Raw genomic sequence first — 20,547 nt, 5'->3', positions numbered from 1 at the left:
CCATAGCAGGGTTTTATTTGCCCGGTCTTCGTGGAGGGGTGATGGACGCAGCGCGTTGGGCCCTATGGCTCGTGGTGGCGGTGCTCGTTCTGGCCGCGGTGAATGGCCTGTGGATTCTCGGGGTGCGCCGGAGATACCGGCTGCGCACGACGCCTCCTCAGCGCCTGAGAGCCCGCTGCGAGGATGGGTGGGAGTTGACCCTGTACGAGCGGCGTGCCGCGCACCGGCGCTTCGAGGAGCCGGTGCTGCTGTGCCATGGGCTGGCCGCCAATCGCTGCACGTTCGACTTCGAGCCGCCCTACTCCATGGCCCACTTCCTGGCCGAGGCCGGCTTCGACTGCTTCAGCGTGGAGTTCCGGGGCATCGGCGACTCACGGCCCTCGCCGCGGGGACGCCGCTGGCCGGACGTCACCGTGGACGACCTGGTCACCCAGGACGGGCCCGCGGTCATCCAGGAGGTGCTGGCCCGGACCGGAGCGAGGCGCGCGTTCTGGATCGGCCACTCGCTGGGCGGCCTGGTGGGCTACGCCGTGGCGCAGGGACCCGCCGGGGCGAGGCTCGCCGGGCTGCTCGCACTGGGCTCGCCCGTCTTCTTCGCGCCGGATCCCCTCCTGCACAGGCTCATCCACCTCGGCGCCCGGGCCGCGTGGCCCCGAGGCTTCCGCAACGAGTGGCTGAGCCACACGATGGCGCCCTTCCTCGGCTACGCCACCCTGCCGCTCTCGGACGTCATCATCAACCCGAGGCACATCCTCCCGCCCATCCAGCGCAAGGTGTACGCGAACATGATGTCGTCGATGAGCCGCAACGTGCTCCAGCAACTGCGCGACTGGCTCGACCATGACGCCTTCCGCTCCTTCGATGGGAGCGTGGACTGGCGCGCGGGGCTGGCGAAGCTGTCGCTGCCGGTGATGGTGATGGGAGGGAGCATGGACCGGCTGGCGCCGCCCAAGAACCTGCGTGCGCAGTACGAGCTGGTCGGCTCACCGGACAAGAAGCTGCACGTCTTCGGCTGTGAGCGGGGAGACAAGATGGACTACGGGCATGGGGACCTGCTCTTCGGCACGGGGGCGCCGATCGAGGTCTACCCCGAGATACGCGACTGGCTGGCGGCCCGCGCCACGGCGCTCCCGCTGGGCACCGTGCAAGTCCCCTCTCCCTCTGGGAGAGGGCTAGGGTGAGGGTCGTGCCACGCAATCCACCTCGGCTCCCGGGGTGTCCTGACCCGTCACGCGGCCCAGCATCACCTCGGTGCCCCCCTGGCAGTCGGCCCACACGAGCCCCGCGGCATTCTCCCGCGCCGTGAGCGCATCCACGCGCAACACACCATTCTCCATGGCGCTCAACGCGGGCCCGCCAGAACCTCGTACCACGAGCCCCTCGGCCGTCACCCGCCCCAGAGTCTCCGCGAGCACCCCGGCCTCCTGGCACGACTCCAGGGACACGTCGCGCAGCAGTACCCGCGAGCCCTGCGCCCCCAGCACGCCCACGCCGGCCACGTTCCGCACCAGGAGCCCCTCCACCTCCACCTCCGCGTCACGCAGGTGCAGCCCGTCACCGGAGTCCCCTCCGCGCGACGTCAGGCGGGTCATGACGGCGTGTTGAAGCCGCAGCCGCCCGCGCGTGACCGAAATGCCATACTCATCCGCTCCGTCCACGCGGACGCCGCGCAGCACCAGGTCCGAGCCCACCAGCAGCATCGCACCGTAGTTGCCGCTGCCCAGCACCACCGTCTCCTCCAGCTCCCCCCGCGAGCCGATGAGCACCACGCCCGCCCGCACCGCGCGCACCGAGGTGAAGCCCCGCGCCTCCAGCGTGGTCTCCACGGTCTGCAGGCCATACTCGTGTCCGGTGACGGTGACGTCCTCGAGCCTCAGCGAGCCCCGCTGGGCGAAGAGGCCCGCCTCCCGTCCCTCCCCCACCGTCACGTGACGCAGCCGCACCCGGCCCGCCACCTGGTACAGCGCCGTCACCGCGCCACGGAAGCGCACGGACTCCAGCTCCAGCTCGACCTCCCGCGCCTCCACGCCGCGCCGGAAGGCGCCGGTGAACGAGCTCTCCCGCACCTCGCCCCTCGCGCCACCTGACAACAGCACCCCCACCGCCCGCTCCCCACCCGCCTCGAACGCGCACCCGGCCGCCGCGAGCTGCCCCGCCTCCATCCGCACCGCCCCTTCTTCCTGCCCGCCAAAACGCACCGCTTCCAGCCGGACCGGTCCGGCGGCCTCCAGGCCCCAGGCACCACCCTGAACGCCCAGGCTCCTCACGGTGACCCCCTCCGGCGCCCGCACCACCGGCCCCGCTCCCTCCCCGGCCAGCACGGAGCTCTCTCCGGCCCCCACCAGTTCCACGCTGGCGGGCAGGACGAAGGGGCCCGGATACCGCCCCGGAGCCAGATGCACCCGGAGCGGAGGGCCCCCTGGCACCGCCCGGGCCAGGGCCCGCGGCAGCGAAGAGAAGGGCCTCCGCGGTGACCCGTCCCCCCCCTCACCCCGCGCACCGTCCACCCACACCTCGGTCCACGCGGTGGACTCCCGGGGTGGGATCAGCGCCCCCGGTGCGTGACAGGCCGGAAACGTCAGGCAGGAGATCATCAGCAGGCAGCGGAGCATTCGATCGCACACACTAATACCCGCCAGCCATCCGGGCCCATCCGGATCAGGAAGCACCGCGCAAGTGATCGAAATGACAAAGAAAAACATCGCCAATCGATCACATCCACACATGGCGCCGATCAGACGCCACGCAGGGAGCACCGCCCGCTCCGTGCACTTCTCCTCTCTAGAGGAGCCCCGGGCTCCGTCAAATTCATCGCGATTCGCGCGGAGGCCGATCTACCGGCCTCGGGGCGGTTGCCAGCATTGACAGACAAAAGAGCGATTTGTTACCAACCCTGGGCTTTCGCATTTCAACGCGCACGGAGAAGCGGATGACCAAGGCAGAGCTCGTGGAGGTGGTGGCGGCGCAGTCCCGGCTGACGAAGAAGTCGGCCGCGGAGATTCTCGACATCGTCTTCGCCAACATCGGCAAGGCGGTGAAGAAGGACCAGCGCTTCAGCTACCCCGGCTTCGGCACCTGGTCGGTCCGCTCCCGCAAGGCGCGGAAGATCCGCAACCCGCAGACCAACGAGATGATGAAGCTCAAGGCCTCGAAGACGATCGGCTTCCGGCCCGCCAAGGAGCTGAAGAACTCGCTGTAGTCCGTGGGGCCCGCGAGCGCGCGAGCCGACCTCACTGGGGGCGTCGTCCGAGAGGACGGCGCCCTTGTCGTTTTCCGGCGTCCCCACTGCCCGAGCGCTGGACGAAGGAGGGCTCCTCGCCGGACTCGGTGGGGCCCAGCTCGTCGAGCGGATCGCACGGCATGCCCTCGCGCCACAACTCGAAGTGCAGGTGCACGCCGGTGGCCAGGCCCGTCTTGCCGGCGGCGCCCACCACATCGCCCTGCTCGAGCACCTCGCCGGGAGTCACCAGCACGCGCGACAAATGGCTGTAGCGGGTGGTCATGTCCCCGTCGTGCTGGATGACCACCTGGTAGCCGTAACCCCCGTTCCACCCGGCCCGCACCACCACGCCCCCGGCCGCCGCCGTGACGAGCTGGCCCGACTTCGCCGCGAGATCCAACCCCTGGTGGTCCCGCTCCTCGCCGAGGATGGGGTGCAGCCGGCTGCCGAAGACGCTGGTGATGACCACCGGGTCCACCGGCCAGGTGAAGCGCGGCGCCCGCTTCGAGGGCTGAAGCTGAAGGCGCCGCAGCTCGGCCATGCGCACCGCGAGCAGATCCACCCGGGCGAGCACCGCGTCGGCCAGGTCCGCGGGGATGTCGCCGTAGGCGCGAGCGTCCTCCTCCAGCTCGGCCTCCAGCGTCACCCGGGCGCGCACCACGTCCAGCGGTGAGGTCTTGCGCGTGGGCGTCCGGAGGAAGGCATCCAGGGCGGCGTTCATCTCGCGCCAGTTCTCCACCTGGGCCGCCGGCATGGCACCGCCCCGGGGCACCTCCGCCCGCGAGGCGCGCGCCTGCGTGGCGAAGGACCCGAGCGCGTCCCGCAGCAGCCGCGAGCCCGGGGAGATCAACACCTGCTCGGCGTTCTTCGGCCGGGAGCGGACGACCCGGGCCGCGCCGTCACGGGAAGGTGCCGCCTCCGCGTCGGCCGGAGGCGGCGCGCCCTTCTGGGAGTACAGCTCGTCGAAGCTCATCTTCTGCCGTGCGCGAGGGGTGGTGCACGCGGAGAGGACCAGCAGCATGAGGGCGGCGAGGAGACGCAAGGCGCCGCCCAATCTATCACGCCGGGGGAATCAGCCAGAAACCGCCCGGCGGATGCGCACCAGGGCCTCGTCGATGTCCGCCGAGGACACGTCCAGGTGTGTCACCAGGCGGACGGAGCGGGGCCCCACGCCGGAGGAGCCGCAGAGGACGCCGTGAGCGGCCAGCTTCGCCTGCATCTCCTGCACCGGCAGCGGGAAGTCCGCGAAGACCATGTTCGTCTCCACCTGGGAGGCATCCACCGTCACCCCCGGCATCTCCGCCAGGCCCGCGGCGAGACGGCGCGCGTGGGCATGGTCCTCGGCGAGCCGCTCCACGTGGTGCTCCAGGGCATGCAGCGCCCCGGCGGCGATGATGCCCACCTGCCGCATGGCACCGCCGAGCCGCTTGCGCAGCCGGCGCGCCTCGGCGATGTGCTCCTTCGAGCCCACGATGGCCGAGCCCACCGGCGCGCCCAGCCCCTTGGAGAAGCACACGGCCGTGGTGTCGGTGAGCGAGGCCCAGGCCGAGGCCGGCGTGCCCGTGGCCGCCGCGGCGTTGAAGAGGCGCGCCCCGTCCAGGTGGATGGCCAGCCCCGCCTTGCGGCCCGCCTCCACCACCGCGCGGAAGCGCTCCAGCGGCCACACCTTGCCGCCGCCGCGGTTGTGCGTGTTCTCCAGCGACAGCAGCCGCGAGCGCGGGCTGATGAAGTCCGTGCGCACCGCCGCCGTCACCTGCTCGGGCGTGAGGAGCCCGCGATCACCCGGGAGCCCGCCCGGCTGCACGCCCCACAGGCCCGACACGCCGCCGCTCTCGTAGTGGAAGATGTGGCTGTTCGCGTCGGCGAGGATCTCGTCCCCCAGGCGGCAGTGCAGGCCGATGGCGATCTGGTTGGCCTGCGTCCCGGAGGGCACGAAGAGGGCGGCCTGCAGACCGAGCTTCTCGGCGATGCGCTCCTCGAGCCGGCGCGCGGTGGGGTCCTCGCCGTAGATGTCGTCACCCACCTCGGCCTCGGCCATGGCGCGGCGCATGGCGGGGGTGGGCTTCGTCACGGTGTCGGAGCGGAAGTCGATGGGTTTCATGGGTGTCCTGGCAGGTCGTGAAAACTGCTTTACTTCGGAGGTCGGTCTGTCATACAGCCGCCGCGTGGCACGCGAGAAGATGGAGTCCAGACGCGGACGGGCGGTGGAGGTGCTGGACCGGCTGGAACGGGCCATGCCGGACGTGCGCATCGAGCTGGACTATCGCACCCCGCTGGAGCTGCTCGTGGCGGTCATCCTCTCCGCCCAGTGTACGGACAAGCGGGTGAACATGGTGACACCCGCCCTCTTCCAGCGATTCCCGGACGCACCGGCCTACGCCCGGGCGAGCGCCGCGGAGGTGGAGCCCTTCATCCAGTCGTGCGGCCTGTACCGCGCCAAGGCGAAGAACCTGGTGGCGGCGGCGAAGGCGCTGGTGGAGGAGCACGGAGGCGAGGTGCCCCGCTCGCGGGCCGTGCTGGAGAAGCTGCCGGGCGTGGGACGCAAGACGGCTGGTGTGGTGTGCATCCACCTGGGCGGTGACGACGCCTTCCCCGTGGACACCCACGTCAAGCGGCTGGCGTATCGGCTGGGATTCTCCCGGCACGAGGACCCGGACAAGGTGGAGGAGGACATGCAGGCCCTCCTGCCTCCAGAGCGGTGGGCCAAGGGCCACCAGCTCCTGGTGTGGCACGGGCGGAGGACCTGCTTCGCGCGGGCGCCCGCGTGCGAGCGCTGCCCCGTGGCGGACCTCTGCCCCAGGAAGGGCGTGCCCGCTAGACCGACGGGCGCTCCTCTCGCGACGCCTTGACGCGCTTCATCCGCTTGCGGATGAGCTCGCGCTTGAGCGTGGAGACGTGGTCCACGAAGACGGTGCCGTTCAGGTGGTCCGTCTCGTGCTGCACGGCGACGGCCAGCAGCCCATCGCACGTGAGCGTCTGCTCCTGGCCCTCGGTGTCGAGGTACTTCACCGTCACCACCGCGGCGCGATCCACGTCCTCGGACTCGCCGGGGATGGACAGACACCCCTCGTTGTAGGTCGTCTTGCCTTCCAGTCCGATGATCTCCGGGTTGATCATCGCCAGCGGCTGGGACTCGGGCTGGCGTGGCCGGGTATCCAGGACGATGACGCGCTGCAGGACGCCCACCTGCGGGGCGGCGAGCCCCACGCCATCGGCGGCGTACATGGTCTCGAACATGTCCTTGACCAGGGTGCGGATGGAGTCGTCAACCCGGGTCACGGGCCTGGCTTTCTGCTTCAGGATGGGATCGGGCCAGATGAGGATTTCGCGAACCATGGCGCCCCTCTTAACCCCGTGAGAACGGACGGGCAACCGGCCCGGTGAGCCGAAACCCCACACCTCCCACACCCCCGGACGCTCCCCCGCCCCACCTGCGGTCGGCCGCCGGACACCTGTGGGGAACAGACATCCAGAGTGTGAGAAAAAAGACATTCTGTGGCTTTCCACCGGGCAGGCGTCCAGGCACACTGAGTCAGTCCGGATACCCCGGCAGTCCGGCTCAGGAGGAATTCACTGTGCTCCGGAAAACAGTTCTGCTCTGCGTCCTGTTGCTGAGCGCCTGCGAGCCCTCCTCGTCGCCCGCGCCCAACATCGTCTCCATCGAGCCCGAGGAAGTGATGCGCGGCGAGACAGCGACGATCGCGCTCGAGCTGGATGCTCCACTCCCGGTGAAGGTGGATTACGGGAAGAGGACCGCGACGCTGCTGGGCACACCGACCCTCCGGATCGGCGGGCAGGAGGTGACCGTCCAGGGACTGGGACAGGACGGGAGGCTGCTGGCCACGGTGCCCGCGGACCTGACGGAGGGACTCCAGGACGTCCAGCTGGAACTGGGAGACGGGAGCGGGTCGATCCGCGAGCAGGGCCTCACGGTGCTGCCGCCCCCTCCCCCTCCAGCACCCCTGTCGTCGGATGGAGGCGTCGCGGGCCCGCTGCTCCTCCTCACCGGCATCCAGGTCGATCCCATTCCGGATCAGGTCCGTGGTGTTCCCTTCGACATCACCCTGCGGGTCGATGGCCCGGAGGCGGCCACCTTCCAGGGCCAGGTGCTGATCAGCACCAACAAGGGCCGCGTCACCCCGAACATGAGCGGGGCCTTCACCCAGGGCGTGCGGCAGGAGCAGGTCGTGCTCGACAAGCAGGGCGGGAACGTCATCCTCACCGTCCGGCTCGGGGACAGCCTCGTCGCCCAGTCCAACCCCTTCAAGGTCTCGAACAAGTAGGCCGGGAGGACGCCCCCCTCAGTCGAGCAGGCTGCGGGCGTACTCCTCGCGCAGCCGGTCGTCCGCGAGCGCCCGGGCCGCCTCGCCCAGGGCGTTGGAGATCTGCTGGGCGCGGTGCTGGAGCGCCGGGTCCGGGTGCCCCGCGAAGCGCAGCGGGTGGAACTCGGCGGTGAGCAGCTCGTAGGCGCGCTTCACCTCCTCGCTGCCCGCGGTGCGCGCGAGCCCCAGCACGGTGAAGTAGTCCGCGTCCTGGATCTCCTCGAACTTGGACTCGAGCCGGCGCACGTCCAGCTCGCCAGGAGCCGCCTCGGAGGAGACCTCGGCGGCGGGCCGCAGGGTGATGAGGCCCAGGGCGCGCGCGACGGCGAAGACCTTGAGGGCCGTGTCCTGCGGCATCCCCGCGCCCAGCAGCAACTGCTCGAGCGTCTGCTCCCCGTCGACCTCCTCCAGGAGCCGCAGCTCGCGAGAGGAGAGCCCGAAGGCCTCCGGCGCGGGCTCGGGCTCGCCGCGGATGACGACCGCGCGCAATCCGCCAGCGGCCTCCACGAAGGAGTCGGTGGAGACGGCGTTGCGCAGGGCCTCGGCCAGCAGGTGCAGCAGCCGCCGGGTGGAGGCGGCGAGGGCCACCTCGTGCGGAGGTGGCTCCTCGGAGAGCCGGTACAGCGAGGAGGGCTCGGCGAGCGCGTCCAGGGCGACCTGCTCCGTGTAGCGCTGCACGAGCGGGACGACCTCGTTCTCGCGCACGTAGCCCCGGCCGCGCATGGCGTCGATGAGCATCCCCGTGGAGGCACCACGCACCAGGCGCAGCTCGTTCTCCTGGCGCGCGTCGATGAGACCATCCGCCCGGGCGCGCTCCACGAGCGACTCGTCCTGCGCGGAGGAGACCGCGCCCACCAGCGCTCCGTCCTTCAACCAGAGGATGCGCAGGGCTCCGGCCACCTTGAGCTCCAGGCGGACCCCGGCGCGCCCCTCCTGCAGACGGGTGATGAGCCGCGCGAGCCCCTCCTGGTTGACGCTGCCCGCGCGGGGGATGTCCACCTCGAAGCCGCCGGGCACCTCGAGCGTGACGAGCGCCGCCTTCGCGCGGGCCGCCATCTCCTCGGCCTCGGCACGGGCCTTTGCGACGACCGCCTCCGTCTCCGAGCGCAACTTCGAGACGGTCTGCTCCGCCTCGCGCAGCGCCTTCTCCTCGGCCTCGCGCCGGGCCCTCTCCGAACGGGCGAGACGCTCGGCCGACTCCGTCTCCGCCTGGGACTTCGCCGCCTCGAGCCGCTCCACCTCGTGAGCGAGGAACTCCCGCTCCTCCCGCTCCTGGGCCAGCGTCCGCTCGAGCCGCTCCGCCCGCGCCTCCAGCTCCGCCTGGACGAGGGACTGCTCCTCCTTCGCCCGGGACGCCTCCTCCACCCGGGCCCGTGCCTCGGCGGCCCTGGCCTGCAGGGCGGCATGAGCGGCCTCCGCGCGCTCGACCCGGGCCTCCAGCTCGACACGCAAGCGCTCCATGGTGGCCGCCCGCGTCTCCGCGTCGACTCGCGCCCGCTCCAGCTCCTCTGCCTGCCCGAGCGCCTCGGCCCGCTCCCGCTCCGCCTCGGCGACGCGCGCTTCGGCCTGGGCCCGCGCCTTCTCCGCCGCCTCGGCCCGCGTCTCCGCCTCGGTGCGGGCCCGCGCCGCGGCCTCTACCCGCGCTTCCGCCTCGCTCCGGGCAGACTCCGCCGCCTCGACGCGCGACTCCGCCTCGCTCCGGGCCTTCTCCGCCGCCTCCGCGCGCGACTCGGCATCGGTGCGGGCCTTCATCTCCGCCTGCACGCGCGAATCCGCGCTGGTGCGCGCGCGGGCTTCCACCTCGGCCCGCGCCTTCTTCTCCGCGTTGGCCCGGGACTCCGCCTCGGCCCGCGCCTTCTCCGAGGCCGCGAGACGCGACTCCACCTCCACGCGGGCGCGAGACTCGGCTTCCACACGGGCCTCGGCCTGGACACGCGCCTGGTGCTCCGACCCGGCCCGCGCCTCCGCCTCCGCACGGGCCCTGGCCTCCTTCTCGGCGCGCGCCGTCACGTCCTTGCGCGCCTTGGCCTCGCCGTGGGCCCTCGCCTCCCATTCCTTGCGGGACCTCGTCTCCGCCTCGAGCCGCGCCTCCACTTCCGCCCGCGCCGCCTTCTCCGCCTGGGCCCGCTCCTCGGCCCGCGTTCGCGCCTCCGCCTCGGACGTGGCGCGCTGCTCCGCCCTGGCGCGCTCGCGCTCCCGCTCCTCGGCCTTCTCCCGCCACTCCGCGAGCTGCGCCTGGAGCTCCGCGACCCGCGCGTTCACCTGGGCGAGCTGCTGCTCCCGCTGCGGCCCCAGCAGGGCCTCCCGCTCGCGCGTCGCGCTCGCCTCGGCCTCCACCGCCTGGCGCCGCTGCGCCTCGGCCGTGCGCGCCTGCTCGAGCTCCGCCTCCCGCGCCCGCGCCGCCTCCAACTGCCGCTCCACCTCGAGCCGCAGCGAGGCCTCGAGCCCCCGCTCCTCCGCGAGCGCCGTGAGCCGGACGCGCTGCGCCTCGGCCTCGCGCCGCAGCGACTCCTCCCGGGCCCACGCCTCCTGCTTCAGGCGCTCCACCTCGGAGCGCAGGGACGACTCACTCGCGCGCGCGGCCTCCATCTCGCGCTGGAGCGCGTCCAGGCGCGTCCGGGCCTCCTCGGCCTCGCGCCGCAGCGACTCCTCACGGGCCTTGGGCGCGTCCGCCTGCTTCTCCAGGGAAGCCTGGAGCTCCGCCACGCGCTCCTCGAGCTCCGTGGTCTTGCGCTCCGCGTCGTGCCGGCGAGCCACCGCCGTATCCCGCTCGGACAGCACCTGCGCGAGCCGCCGCTCCGCCCGCAGGATGCGGACCTCCAGCACCGCGAGCGCGTCGTCCGACGAGAGGGAGGCCACGTCCGCCGCCACATCCGTCATCCCCGGCACGGGCCGCAGCGCGAACTTCGACGTGGTCTCCGGGACCGCCTTCGACACGAGCCGGGCCTCCACCGGCTCGGCCTTCGCCGGTTCGATCTTCACCGGCTCTGTCTTCACCGGCTCGCTTCGAGGCGATGCCGGGGGCGCGGAGTCGAGCCAGTCCGGGCCCACGCTCTCCTGGTGCGGCTCCTCCCAGCCCTCGGGAGCGCCGCCCTCCGTAGGCAGCGGTGCGTCCTCCGGCACGGGCTCCAGGTCGAAGAAGCCCACGTCCCCGAGCCGGGGAGAGGCCTTCGCTCCGGTCCGCTCGCGCTCCAGCGCCGCTTCGATCTCGAGCTGTGCGAGCCGCTCGGCCTCCGCGCGGGCCTCCGCCTCGACGTCGACGACCTTCACCTGGGGCAGCGGAGGCAGGGGCTCGACGGGCCCCGGCTCCGGAGCCACGACCGTCACGGGCCCCATCTCGCCCGGCGACACGGCCGTGATGGTGGGAATCGCCGAGCCCATGGCGGGAGTCCGGGCGAAGAGCCCCGCGGACGACGTGGGCAGCGAGGACTCCTCCTGCTTGCGGCGGCGCCGGGCGGCGGCCTCGAGGCGGACCTCATCCTCCAGGCGCAGCATCTCGTTCTCGTCGGGTCCGCGAGGCGCCTCCATCGGCACCTGACCCGACACCACCACCGCCTGCTCCGTCTGACCGAAGAGCGACTCCGCCTCGTCCCCGGGGTCCTGCTCGGACAGGGCCGAGGCCTTCGGCCCGGTGCGCTCCGCCGGGGCCGGCATGGCCGGGACGGGGGCCACCACCGCCCGCTCCGTCTGGGCGAACAGATCCTCGGCATCGAGGACGGACTGGAGCTTCCGCCCCTCATCCGTCTTCGGCAGGTCGTCGAAGAGCGAGTGCTCCAGGGCGGAGTTGCGAACGGGCGTGGAGGACTTCTGGACGAGCCCCGGAGGACCGGACCGGGCCGGGGCCGGTTCCGCCGCGGGCTCCTCCACGTCGTCCTTCACCGCGTACCAGGCCTCCGGGCCCGAGGGGGAACGGATGACGGTGGCCACCTGCTCCACGAAGCCGGAGCCGTCCAGGGGGAGGGGCGCCACGGGGGCGGCGCTGCCGGGGACGGGCTCGCCGAGTAGCAGCACGCGTGCCAGCCGCATGTCCGGGTGCTGTCCGAGCTCCTCCAGGACGAGGGGGCCACGCCCGCTCTCCACACTGGGCGCCAGGATGATGAGCGCGGGCAGATGATGGCCGAAGGCGATGAGGGCATCGGCCACGGAGGTGGCGAGGATGACCTCATAGCCCTCGCGCGCGAGCAGCCGGCGCACGGTGGCGATGGTGGCGATGTCGTCGTGGACGAGGAGGACCGATTCGGCCATTGGAAGCGGGCGCGAGTCTACAGCATGGCCGCCGGATCCACGTCGATCGTGACACGCACGGCGGACGGAATGTCCACCAGCTTCGCTTCCAGGCGGGCGAGCAGCGGGGCGAGGGCCGCGTGGGTAGGGGCCTTGAGCAGCAACTGCCACCGGGTGCGGCCCCGGATGCGGGAGATGGGGGCGATGGCGGGCCCCAGCAGGCGGACCCCCCAGGAGGCGGGGGGCATGTTGCGGCCGATGAAGTCCCCGAGGAAGCGGGCCACGCTGGCGGTCTGCTCGGCGCTCTCGCCCTCGAGGCGGACGGCGGCCATCCGCGTGTAGGGCGGCCAGGCGAGCGCCTTGCGCCGTACCAGCTCCCCCTCCGCGAAGCCATCGAAGTCATGGGCGAGCATGCGCTTCACGGGCTCGGCGTCCGGGTTGTACGTCTGCACCAGCACCCGGCCCGGATCCTTCCCGCGCCCGGCGCGGCCGGCCACCTGGGTGAGGAGGTGGAAGGTGCGCTCGGAGGCGCGGAAGTCGGGGATGGCCAGCGAGGTGTCCGCCATCACCACGCACACCAGCGTCACGCCGGGGAAGTCGTGCCCCTTGGCCACCATCTGCGTGCCCACCAGGACGTCGAGCTCCCGGCGGGCGAAGGAGGCGAGCATCTCCGTGAGGCGCTCGGCGCTGGTGGCCGAGTCCCGGTCCAACCGGGCCACGCGGGCCTGGGGAATGCGCTCGGCGACCTCGGCCTCCACGCGCTCGGTGCCGATGCCCATCTTGAGCAGCGGCCCGGTGCACTCACGGCAGTGCTCGGGCACCGGGTGGGCCACGCCACAGTAGTGACACACCAGCCGGTTCTGCGAGCGGTGGTAGGTGAGGCACACGTCGCACTCGGAGCACTTCACCGAGGTGCCGCACACCTCGCAGATGAGGAAGGTGCTGTGGCCGCGGCGGTTGAGGAAGAGGATGACCTGCTGGCCGCGCGCGATGGTCTCCGCCATGGCGTCGAGCAGCGGCGGGGAGAGGATGGGGGCCTCCTCCTGCGCGAGCGGCTCGCGGGGGCGCTCCTGGCGCAGGTCCACCAGTTGGATGGTGGGCATGGGCCGGTCATCGACGCGGTTCTTGAGCTCCAGCTTGCGGTAGCGGCCGCGGCGGGTGTTCTCCAGCGTCTCCAGCGAGGGCGTGGCCGAGCCGAGCACCACCACGGCCCCGGCCTGCTTGGCGCGCACCACGGCCAGGTCGCGCGCCTGGTAGCGCAGCTTGTCCTCCTGTTTGAAGGAGGGGTCGTGCTCCTCGTCCACCACGACGAGGCCGAGGTTCTCCACGGGGGCGAACACGGCCGAGCGCACCCCCACGGCGATGCGCACCGAGCCCTTGCGCAAGGCCTGCCAGTGGAAGAGGCGCTCGCGGTCCTTGAGGGCCGAGTGCAGCACGGCCACGTCGGCGCCGAAGCGGCTGCGGAAGCGGCCCACGAGCTGGGGCGTGAGGGCGATCTCGGGCACCAGCACGAGGCTGCCCTTGCCGTGCTCGAGCGCACGCTCCACGGCGCGCAGGTACACCTCTGTTTTTCCGCTGCCGGTGACGCCGTGGAGGAGGAAGGGCTGGAAGCCGCCGAGGTCGACGGCGGTGTGGAGCTCCGTCACCGCGGCGGCCTGCTCGGGGGTGAGCTGCTCGGGACGGCCCTGGGCGAGCCCCTCCTTCACGCCCGGAGCGATGACCTCCTCCTCGATGCGGACGAAGCCCCGGTCGACCAGCTTGCGCAGCGTCTCGCGGGCGCCGGGGATGGCATGGGCCACCTCCTCGATGGGGGCGCGGCCACCCACGGCGAGGAGATAGGCGAGCGCGGCGGACTGCGCGGGGGCGCGGCGGAGGACGGCGGGCGCCTCGGGGACGAGCGCCACGGCGAACTCCTGCACGTCGGGCTTCGCCTGCTTCTCCTCCTCGGCCTTGGTGAGACCGGGGGGAAGCGCGCTCTTGATGACCTCGCCGAGCGGGTAGCGGTAGTGCTCGGCGGCGAAGCGCAGGAGCGAGATGAGGTCGGGAGGGAGGGACGGCGAGTCCTCCAGCACCTTCATGATGGGCTTGAGCTTGACGCTCTCGCTCTCGGGAGGAGGCGTGGCGGGCCCGAGGAAGAAGCCGAGCGACATGCTGCGGCCGAAGGGCACGAGGATGCGCTGGCCCGGAGACAGACGGCCGGAGAGCCCCTCGGGGACGACATAGGTGAACTCGCCCCGGACAGGACGGCCGACGGCAACGGAGGCGAGGTTCGAGGAGCTCACGGCGACAGGGGAGCACTGTAGCGGCGGCCTCTGACACCGGTAGTTTTCTGGCCACGGTGCACCCCGTGCTGTCCGCGAATGCACTGGGGGTGATGGAGGCAGAAGGACGGCTTACGCGGAGCCCTGTTTCGTGGTGGGCAACGGGTGCGGTCCCCGGGGGTTCCACACGTACTCCTCGCTGGGCGTCAGCCGCATGTTGGTGAACCCGTGCCGCGCCACGAAGCGCTCGAAGCGCTCGGACACGGTCCAGACTCCCAGCAACCCCCGAGGGTTGAAGATGTCCTCTCCCCGCCAGGTGCCCGGCTCCAGGGTGAAGCTGTAGATGGCATCCAGACCCGAAGAGCGACACTCCTCGCAACGAGGCGGAGTGCCATAACGAATCTGGCTGCGCGAAAGGTCCACCGCCGCATGGCCGAAACAGACTGTAACGATGAAATAGCGAGGGATGTTCAAGGGCTTGGGGCCTCGCCGCCGCCTACGCACCTGGAGCACCTCCACTGGGAGGAAGCCCTCCAACCCCGTCAACCCTTCTTCACGAAAAGCCTGGGCGAACCGCTCGGACACCAGAAGGTCATCTCCACCGGCTTTGATGAAATCCCCGAGTTCCTCGCCATGCAGTACCAGTTCGGCACGATGAGGAGGAAGCCATGGCTTCATCCCAATGACACCGCCGCACCGCGGGCAGCGGGCAGCCTTGCCGAGGTTGTAGGGCTCGACTTTGTCGACCTCGACGTCGTAACGGGAGCAGGCGATGCCCTGCTCCAAGGCGAAGAAACGCGAGGAAGTAGAGGGCTCAGAACCCATGGGGGAACCTCTTGAGCATGTCGGGCCGCCTATATATCTCTCGAAGGAAGGCCTCGAATTGCTGCGGTGTCGCTTCGCGGAAGCGCTCGAGCCAGGAGATGACCTCCGCATCCACTTTCCGGTGCCAGTCCTGGTAGCCACAATGGGACTTCTCATCCACGGCCCGGGTGACGAAGCGTGGATCGCGCGGCTTGTAATGGCCGCTCAACGTTTCATGCCTTTCCAACGCCTCGGCGATGGGCCGGGAGATGGCGTGGTGCAACTGCCCCTTGCACTCGGGGGGCTCGGGCGAGGCGGGGGATGACTCGCCCTCGACCTTGACCTCCTTGGCCGCTTTCTGTGCTGCCTCCAGCGCCGCCGCGGCCTGCGCCGCTGATTCCAACTTCTTGGCCAGCTCCGGGTTGATCTGCCGCAGCGCCTCGCAACCGCTGCCGATTCCCTGCCGGCAGGAGCACATCACCGTCGTCTCGAACCCCTCGCACGGCACCTGCGCGAGCAGCACCAACAAGATCGCGAGCATCTGGCTCCTCCGAGGCAATTACTTGGGGCCCGGCAGGATACTACCCCGTGCTCATGCCGAGCCCTGTCTGGTGGTGGGCAACGGGTGCGGACCCCGGGGGTTCCACACGTACTCCTCGCTGGGCGTCAGCCGCATGTTGGTGAACCCGTGCCGCGCCACGAAGCGCTCGAAGCGCTCGGACACGGTCAGGACGCCCTGGAGGCCTCGGGGGTGGAAGATGTCCTCCGACTGCCAGGTGCCCGGCTCCAGAGTGAAGCCGTGGATGGCATCAATGCCCTCGCAGCGGCACTCCTCGCAGGTGGGAGTCTGCCCGTAATGGACGCGGCTGCACGAAAGGTCCACCGCCGCGCGACCGAAGCAGACCCTGACCATGAAGTAGCGTGGAATGCTGGAAGGAATGGGGCCTCGCCGCTTCCTGCGCACCCGGACCACCTCTACCGGGTGGAAGCCCTCCAGACCCGTGAGCCCCTCTTCTCGGAAGGCCTGGGCGAACCGCTCAGAGAAGAGAAGGTCATTGCCCAAGACCTTGATGAAATCCCCAAGCTCCTCGCCGTGCAGAACCAGCTCAGCACGGTGAGGAGGAAGCCACGGCTTCATCCCGATGGGCTCTCCGCACAGTGGGCAACGGGGCCCTTTTCCGATGTTGCGGGGCTCGGCCTCTTCGACGTCGACATCGTATCGGGACCCAAGAACACCTTCTTCCAGAACGAAGAAGTGTGGGGACGTAGAGGACTCAGAACCCATGAGGAAACCTCTTGAGCATATCGGGCCGCCTGTAGAGTTCCCGAAGGAAAGCCTCGAACTGCTTTGGTGTTGCCTTGGTGTAGCGCTCAAGCCATGCGATGACCTCCTTGTCCACTTTGCGGTGCCAGTCCTGGTAGCCACAATGGGACTTCTCATCCACGGCCCGGGTGACGAAGCGTGGATCGCGCGGCTTGTAATGGCCGCTCAACGTTTCATGCCTTTCCAACGCCTCGGCGATGGGCCGGAAGATGACGTGGTGCAACTGCCCCTTGCACTCGGGGGGCTCGGGCGAGGCGGGGGATGACTCGCCCTCGACCTTGACCTCCTTGGCCGCTTTCTGTGCCGCCTCCAGCGCCGCCGCGGCCTGCGCCGCTGCTTCCAGCTTCTTGGCCAGCTCCGGGTTGATCTGCCGCAGCGCCTCGCAACCGCTGCCGATTCCCTGCCGGCAGGAGCACACCACCGTCGTCTCGAACCCCTCGCACGGCACCTGCGCGAGCAGCACCAACAAGATCGCGAGCATCTGGCTCCCTCCCGGCCATTTCCTTGGGGCCCGGCAGGATACCACCCAGCAGGCGAGACTCCCCGTCCTGAGCGCCGCCCCAAGCCAAAAGCGGCCCTTGCCATGGAAGGAACCGGTGGAGATGATTCCGTGGGTAGACTCATCCGACATGACTGGACATGTCACACAAAAGGAGAGCATCTCCTATGGGAGCCGTTCTCACGGACTACGTGGCCCGCACACGGCAAGCCGTCGACTGGTACTGGAAGGCACTCAATCAGCCCACCAGCCGGATGGAGGGTTTCCATGCGCTCGTAAGCCGGATTGTCGCGGACAACGACCTGCCGAATGCCCGTGTCCACACGAGCCATGAGATGAAGCTCCCCGGCTTCTTCACGCCCGCCCGAAAATGGGACATGGTTGTGATGCATGAGGGAAGGCTCGTGGCGGCCCTTGGCATCAGGGCGTGGGCAGGTCCACCGTCGGAGCACGGCCTCGTCGCCATGGCCGAGGAAGCCATCTGCACGGGCAAGGAGATGGATACCCTGTCCCGGCAACAGGCATTCGGCTCAGGGCTCCGTCCCTGGTTCGGCTGGCTGGTTCTCCTGAAGGACAGCCCCGCCATCACACAGCCAGCGCCCGCGACCGCGACCTTCTTCCGGCTCCTCCCCGAGTACCGCAACAGTTCCCAGGCCGAGCGGTGTGAACGGCTTCTGCGCGAACTCGAGCGCCACCGGCTTTTCGACGCCTGCTCGCTCCTCCTGTGCAACGAGGAGCGGAAACAGCCCGGCTACTACCGTGAGCCCACGCGCGATCTCGGTATCAAGCGGTTCCTCACGCATCTGGCCGGCCATACCAGCGTGTTCGCGGCGTGTCGCTGACAGGAGGCCCGGCGTTCGTCACTCGGGCCGCTCGAAGCGGCGCGTCACCGTCATGGGGGCCTGCCTGCTGATGCTGAAGGTGCCCGGCTGCGTCCCCGGCTCCTTCCAGTATCCCCCCTGCTCGTCGAAGCCGAGCACCATGCACACCGGCATCTTCGCACCGTTGGGCAGTTCCGCCCGGGTCCAGTAGGTGTGGACCTTGTCTCCGCCCGTCCACATGAACCCGTACAGCTTCGTGCCCAGTGGCAGCAGGTCGACCGCATCCATATCTCGGATGCCGCTCACGATGGGCCCCGCGCGGAAATCGTCGAACTGGCTCAGCGCACCCGGCCGGTTGATGTCGAGCGTGACATAGCCCTGTGTGCCCGGTCCGAAGCCCCTGATGCTCATGGCGGCGAGCGCCTCCTGGGGACAATCCTGGGGCCAGGTGGGGCTCACCGGCACGCTGGCGCACCCGGCCGACACCAGACACACAGCCGCAGCGAGCGACTTCATGAAGTCCATGTCCAGCGAGGAGGGCACTACCTCGGGAGCCGACGAGGAGCTGGCAAGAGTCTTCGCTTCACACATGAGGGGGTCTTCCTGTGTCAGGTGATTGAACTCGGAGGGTAGAGCGACCCCGCCACCCTCCGCGGGCTGCCCGCCGCGAGAGCAGGTGACGAGCCCCGTAGCAAACACGACCAACGGGACCGCCACCAGGACGAACGCCCCCCGATGACCCACCAGCCACCGGCGCACGAGCGCTCCGCTCATCCCTTCCGCGTGGGTATCCATATCAGCGCGACTCCTCCACCCGCACACTTCGGATTCCACCCGCCTCCCGCACCTCCAGGAGCACGGGCACACCCGCCGCCTCCACCGACTCCAACACCACCAGCCCGGTGCCCCCTGGCTCGATGGGAGCCGCCATGCTCACCGTCCATCCACTGCCTTCCTGGCTCACCTCACCCGCCACCGGCAAACGCACGACCTCCGAGGCAAACCAGGGCCTCGCTCCCACATTGAGCACGATGAAGGTGATGGCCCGCCCATGAGCCGCCCGGTAGTCCCACGCGGTATTCGCGAGCACCCCGCGCCCAACGGTTCTGCCCCGGAACATGCCGGCGGTGATGCCGGACTTGCCCATCACGCCCGAGAACACCAAGCGGGAGAACGGGCCATCTTCGCGCCGGGAGGATGCGACCTCCGGCTCCAGTTCCGGCCGGACCGAACGCGGGCGCAGTTCCACGTCCACCCGCGCGTCCACTTCACCGGGATGCGAGACGAGCTGGAAGACCAATCGGGTGCGCGCCGGGCCCTGCGCGAGGACCACCTCCATCTGTAGCTTCTCGTCGGAGGCCAATTCCCGCCGCGGTTCGAGCAAGAGGGAGTGCCCGGCCACGTCCACCCAGACGAGGCGCCCTGGCCCCTCATGACTCACCTCGACGTGCACCACCTCCGCGTCGAAGCGCATGACGGTGGGGAGGCCTGGGGCAACCCGCAGCTCTGGCTCACGTCCAACGGGTACACGGGAGAGTACGAGTTGCTGCTCGCGGCGCACACGGACCCCGGGCGGCTGCTGGGCCTGGGCGATGGTGGCGCAGACGAGCAGAGCCGTCGCGGCGGCGAGGTGAAGACGAAGTGGCATGCGCATGACCTTCACGGTTCATGCGTATAACATGACCTGAGCCGTCCAGTACCAGGGCCTCGAACACCTCTGTCGGGCGGACCGCGCGAACAGTGCTACGGAAGCGCGTAGGAGTACGTGATGGAAGCGATGTCGAGGGTGCCGCTATCAACATCCCACGGGTCACTCACCCGCTCCTCACCACCTTCGACAATCATCTCTCCATTCACCTCGCGGACCCGCATGGAGTGAAACACATACAAGACCATCTTGTCTCTGTTTCGCCTTGCGAACTCAACCTCATTACGAGTCAGAAGGATACGGGAGCCGACTGTTTTCGTGCCCTTTACTTCGACGAAAAGTTCGCGTTCCCCGTCCTGCACGTGAAGGTCGAAAGACTTCTGGCGCGAGACATCCACAATTTTGGTGAAACCAGCCTTCTGAAAGTACGCCCTGGCCCGCTCCATGGCATGGCGCTCGATTTCCATGCGGACCCGAGAATCGGAAGAGAACCCCTGTCCCGAGGACCTGCTGGCCTCGGCGGCCACGGGAAGCTCCATGGGCTCTGCCACCAGTTCCACGGATGGAGGAGGATTGGAATCCAGAACCCACGCGGTCCAACTCTTGGGGGCTCCGCGCAGGGCTTCCTCGGGGCTCCCTGCCCATCTGCGTGAGTGCAACCACGAGACCGGAACGGAATCCATGCCAAGAATGCGGAGCTGACAACGATAGTTGGCAACACGCCGGCCTTTCTCCTCGAAATGGCCCAGCGACAGCGCCGTCATCTCGCAGAGTCCCGTAAAGGTGACCCAGCCACTCTCGTATTTCACGAAGTGGAGGATCGGCGGCAACACATCCCTCTTGCCAGCTTTGACTGCCTTCCAGACCCTTTCGAGAACACGGTTGCCAGGGAAGTCGGTGACGCGCCGCTCTGAGTGCAGCTTCGCATCACCCCAATAGGTAATCGTCTCGTTATCCCAGTCGAGCTCATCATTCCAGGGGTTGTAGCTCCCTCCCGTGGTCGACTTCTTCGTCACCAACACCAGGAGGGAGGGGAGCTTCGTGAACGCTGGCTTCGAGAGATACTGGAGCGGTCGAATCCCCGGGGAGTTCGGCATCCCACTGCGCGGAAGATTGATCCAGCGCATGAACTGGTCGTCAGGATCCTTTGGGACTCCCTTGTCCCGATAATCCTGATCCGGGCTGAAGGACTCTTGTCCTGGCTTGAAGAGCACGTCCCTGGCCATGTTCCTGAAGGAAACCGGCCATGACCTTAGCCCGACCCGCCAGTGCCGCAAACCCGCTTAGAACCCATAGGGCTGAGCCATCCCCTCATTTTAGCAGGGGAGCAAGGGAGCGGTGTGTAGGCTGAGTGGTGCGAAAAGTAGGACGGGCGCTATTACTTCTGCGGTCATGCGCAAGCCACGCCTCAATGACCAGCAGGT

General features: G+C 69.6%; 17 protein-coding genes and 2 pseudogenes. 6 read left to right on the top strand and 13 right to left on the bottom strand.

Annotation, left to right across the window (positions count from 1 at the left end; translation table 11 throughout):
* Positions 1-41: 41 nt before the first annotated feature.
* A complete protein-coding gene (locus tag NR810_RS43315) occupies positions 42-1,181 on the top strand; it encodes a lysophospholipase (protein WP_257461345.1) in 1,140 nt (379 codons plus the stop codon).
* On the opposite strand, the gene NR810_RS43310 is transcribed toward NR810_RS43315, so the two are convergent.
* Positions 1,173-2,402 (bottom strand): right-handed parallel beta-helix repeat-containing protein, encoded by a 1,230-nt coding sequence (locus NR810_RS43310; RefSeq protein WP_257461343.1) that lies wholly within the window; start codon positions 2,400-2,402, stop codon positions 1,173-1,175. The two genes, NR810_RS43315 and NR810_RS43310, sit on opposite strands and share 9 nt — an antisense overlap.
* Before the next feature lie 527 nt (positions 2,403-2,929).
* Between NR810_RS43310 and NR810_RS43305 the strand changes: the two genes are divergently transcribed.
* Positions 2,930-3,199 (top strand): HU family DNA-binding protein, encoded by a 270-nt coding sequence (locus tag NR810_RS43305; protein ID WP_108073827.1) that lies wholly within the window; start codon positions 2,930-2,932, stop codon positions 3,197-3,199.
* Positions 3,200-3,230: 31 nt separating this feature from the next.
* Here NR810_RS43305 and NR810_RS43300 read toward each other — a convergent pair whose 3' ends face one another.
* Both NR810_RS43300 and NR810_RS43295 read right to left on the bottom strand, forming a co-directional pair.
* On the bottom strand, positions 3,231-4,262 hold the full coding sequence (locus NR810_RS43300; RefSeq protein ID WP_257461341.1) for a M23 family metallopeptidase: 1,032 nt from the start codon (positions 4,260-4,262) through the stop codon (positions 3,231-3,233).
* Between the two features lie 30 nt (positions 4,263-4,292).
* Positions 4,293-5,321 (bottom strand): threonine aldolase family protein, encoded by a 1,029-nt coding sequence (locus tag NR810_RS43295; protein WP_257461339.1) that lies wholly within the window; start codon positions 5,319-5,321, stop codon positions 4,293-4,295.
* Between the two features lie 79 nt (positions 5,322-5,400).
* On the opposite strand from NR810_RS43295, the gene nth reads away from it, so the two are divergent.
* The gene (gene nth, locus NR810_RS43290; RefSeq protein WP_257461336.1) at positions 5,401-6,069 is read left to right on the top strand and encodes an endonuclease III; all 669 of its coding nucleotides are present in this window, start codon (positions 5,401-5,403) and stop codon (positions 6,067-6,069) included.
* Here nth and def read toward each other — a convergent pair.
* Positions 6,035-6,556, bottom strand: a complete 522-nt coding sequence (gene def / locus NR810_RS43285) for a peptide deformylase (protein WP_257461335.1) — start codon at positions 6,554-6,556, stop codon at positions 6,035-6,037. The genes nth and def overlap by 35 nt on opposite strands.
* Positions 6,557-6,795: 239 nt before the next feature.
* Between def and NR810_RS43280 the strand changes: the two genes are divergently transcribed.
* Positions 6,796-7,503, top strand: a complete 708-nt coding sequence (locus tag NR810_RS43280; RefSeq protein ID WP_257461334.1) for a hypothetical protein — start codon at positions 6,796-6,798, stop codon at positions 7,501-7,503.
* Positions 7,504-7,521: 18 nt separating this feature from the next.
* On the opposite strand, the gene NR810_RS43275 is transcribed toward NR810_RS43280, so the two are convergent.
* The 5 genes and pseudogenes from NR810_RS43275 to NR810_RS43255 form a co-directional block, all read right to left on the bottom strand.
* Positions 7,522-11,787 (bottom strand): hypothetical protein, encoded by a 4,266-nt coding sequence (locus NR810_RS43275; protein WP_257461333.1) that lies wholly within the window; start codon positions 11,785-11,787, stop codon positions 7,522-7,524.
* 17 nt (positions 11,788-11,804) lie between these two features.
* Complete coding sequence (gene priA / locus NR810_RS43270; RefSeq protein WP_257461331.1) at positions 11,805-14,048, bottom strand: replication restart helicase PriA; 2,244 nt, start codon at positions 14,046-14,048, stop codon at positions 11,805-11,807.
* 111 nt (positions 14,049-14,159) lie between these two features.
* A complete protein-coding gene (locus tag NR810_RS43265) occupies positions 14,160-14,852 on the bottom strand; it encodes a hypothetical protein (protein WP_257461330.1) in 693 nt (230 codons plus the stop codon).
* Positions 14,842-15,123 (bottom strand): annotated as a pseudogene (locus NR810_RS53080) (hypothetical protein); the annotation flags it as partial. The pseudogene NR810_RS53080 and the gene NR810_RS43265, both read right to left, overlap by 11 nt.
* A 300-nt stretch (positions 15,124-15,423) precedes the next feature.
* Positions 15,424-15,795: a hypothetical protein gene (locus NR810_RS43255; protein ID WP_257461325.1), complete on the bottom strand. Its 372-nt coding sequence runs from the start codon at positions 15,793-15,795 to the stop codon at positions 15,424-15,426.
* Positions 15,796-15,813: 18 nt separating this feature from the next.
* Between NR810_RS43255 and NR810_RS43250 the strand changes: the two genes are divergently transcribed.
* Positions 15,814-16,131: a hypothetical protein gene (locus NR810_RS43250; RefSeq protein ID WP_257461323.1), complete on the top strand. Its 318-nt coding sequence runs from the start codon at positions 15,814-15,816 to the stop codon at positions 16,129-16,131.
* Here NR810_RS43250 and NR810_RS53075 read toward each other — a convergent pair.
* Positions 16,106-16,387, bottom strand: a pseudogene (locus NR810_RS53075) (Wall-associated protein precursor); the annotation flags it as partial. The gene NR810_RS43250 and the pseudogene NR810_RS53075 overlap by 26 nt on opposite strands.
* Before the next feature lie 434 nt (positions 16,388-16,821).
* Between NR810_RS53075 and NR810_RS43240 the strand changes: the two are divergent.
* Positions 16,822-17,496 (top strand): PaeR7I family type II restriction endonuclease, encoded by a 675-nt coding sequence (locus NR810_RS43240; protein ID WP_257461319.1) that lies wholly within the window; start codon positions 16,822-16,824, stop codon positions 17,494-17,496.
* Between the two features lie 18 nt (positions 17,497-17,514).
* On the opposite strand, the gene NR810_RS43235 is transcribed toward NR810_RS43240, so the two are convergent.
* From NR810_RS43235 to NR810_RS43225, 3 genes are all read right to left on the bottom strand, one after another.
* Positions 17,515-18,066 carry a hypothetical protein gene (locus tag NR810_RS43235; RefSeq protein WP_257461318.1) on the bottom strand — a complete coding sequence of 184 codons (552 nt, stop codon included), beginning with the start codon at positions 18,064-18,066 and terminating at the stop codon, positions 17,515-17,517.
* Positions 18,067-18,271: 205 nt separating this feature from the next.
* Positions 18,272-19,123 carry a DUF2381 family protein gene (locus tag NR810_RS43230; RefSeq protein WP_257461317.1) on the bottom strand — a complete coding sequence of 284 codons (852 nt, stop codon included), beginning with the start codon at positions 19,121-19,123 and terminating at the stop codon, positions 18,272-18,274.
* A 95-nt stretch (positions 19,124-19,218) separates the two neighbouring features.
* A complete protein-coding gene (locus NR810_RS43225) occupies positions 19,219-20,349 on the bottom strand; it encodes a protein NO VEIN domain-containing protein (RefSeq protein WP_257461315.1) in 1,131 nt (376 codons plus the stop codon).
* Between the last annotated feature and the right edge of the window lie 198 nt (positions 20,350-20,547).

This window comes from Archangium lipolyticum (assembly GCF_024623785.1).
In the GTDB taxonomy this organism is placed as follows: domain Bacteria; phylum Myxococcota; class Myxococcia; order Myxococcales; family Myxococcaceae; genus Archangium; species Archangium lipolyticum.
Note: the sequence above shows the minus strand (reverse complement) of the source record. Positions and strands in the feature narration are given on the sequence as shown.

Excerpts from the sequence above, each read along its gene's own strand:
- NR810_RS43295 (WP_257461339.1), bottom strand. The coding sequence starts at position 5,321 with ATGAAACCCATCGACTTCCGCTCCGACACCGTGACGAAGCCCACCCCC.
- NR810_RS43240 (WP_257461319.1), top strand. The coding sequence starts at position 16,822 with ATGGGAGCCGTTCTCACGGACTACGTGGCCCGCACACGGCAAGCCGTC.
- NR810_RS43275 (WP_257461333.1), bottom strand. The coding sequence starts at position 11,787 with ATGGCCGAATCGGTCCTCCTCGTCCACGACGACATCGCCACCATCGCC.
- NR810_RS43305 (WP_108073827.1), top strand. The coding sequence starts at position 2,930 with ATGACCAAGGCAGAGCTCGTGGAGGTGGTGGCGGCGCAGTCCCGGCTG.
- NR810_RS43315 (WP_257461345.1), top strand. The coding sequence starts at position 42 with ATGGACGCAGCGCGTTGGGCCCTATGGCTCGTGGTGGCGGTGCTCGTT.
- def (WP_257461335.1), bottom strand. The coding sequence starts at position 6,556 with ATGGTTCGCGAAATCCTCATCTGGCCCGATCCCATCCTGAAGCAGAAA.
- nth (WP_257461336.1), top strand. The coding sequence starts at position 5,401 with ATGGAGTCCAGACGCGGACGGGCGGTGGAGGTGCTGGACCGGCTGGAA.
- NR810_RS43230 (WP_257461317.1), bottom strand. The coding sequence starts at position 19,123 with ATGCCACTTCGTCTTCACCTCGCCGCCGCGACGGCTCTGCTCGTCTGC.
- NR810_RS43265 (WP_257461330.1), bottom strand. The coding sequence starts at position 14,852 with ATGGGTTCTGAGCCCTCTACTTCCTCGCGTTTCTTCGCCTTGGAGCAG.
- NR810_RS43235 (WP_257461318.1), bottom strand. The coding sequence starts at position 18,066 with ATGTGTGAAGCGAAGACTCTTGCCAGCTCCTCGTCGGCTCCCGAGGTA.
- NR810_RS43225 (WP_257461315.1), bottom strand. The coding sequence starts at position 20,349 with ATGGCCAGGGACGTGCTCTTCAAGCCAGGACAAGAGTCCTTCAGCCCG.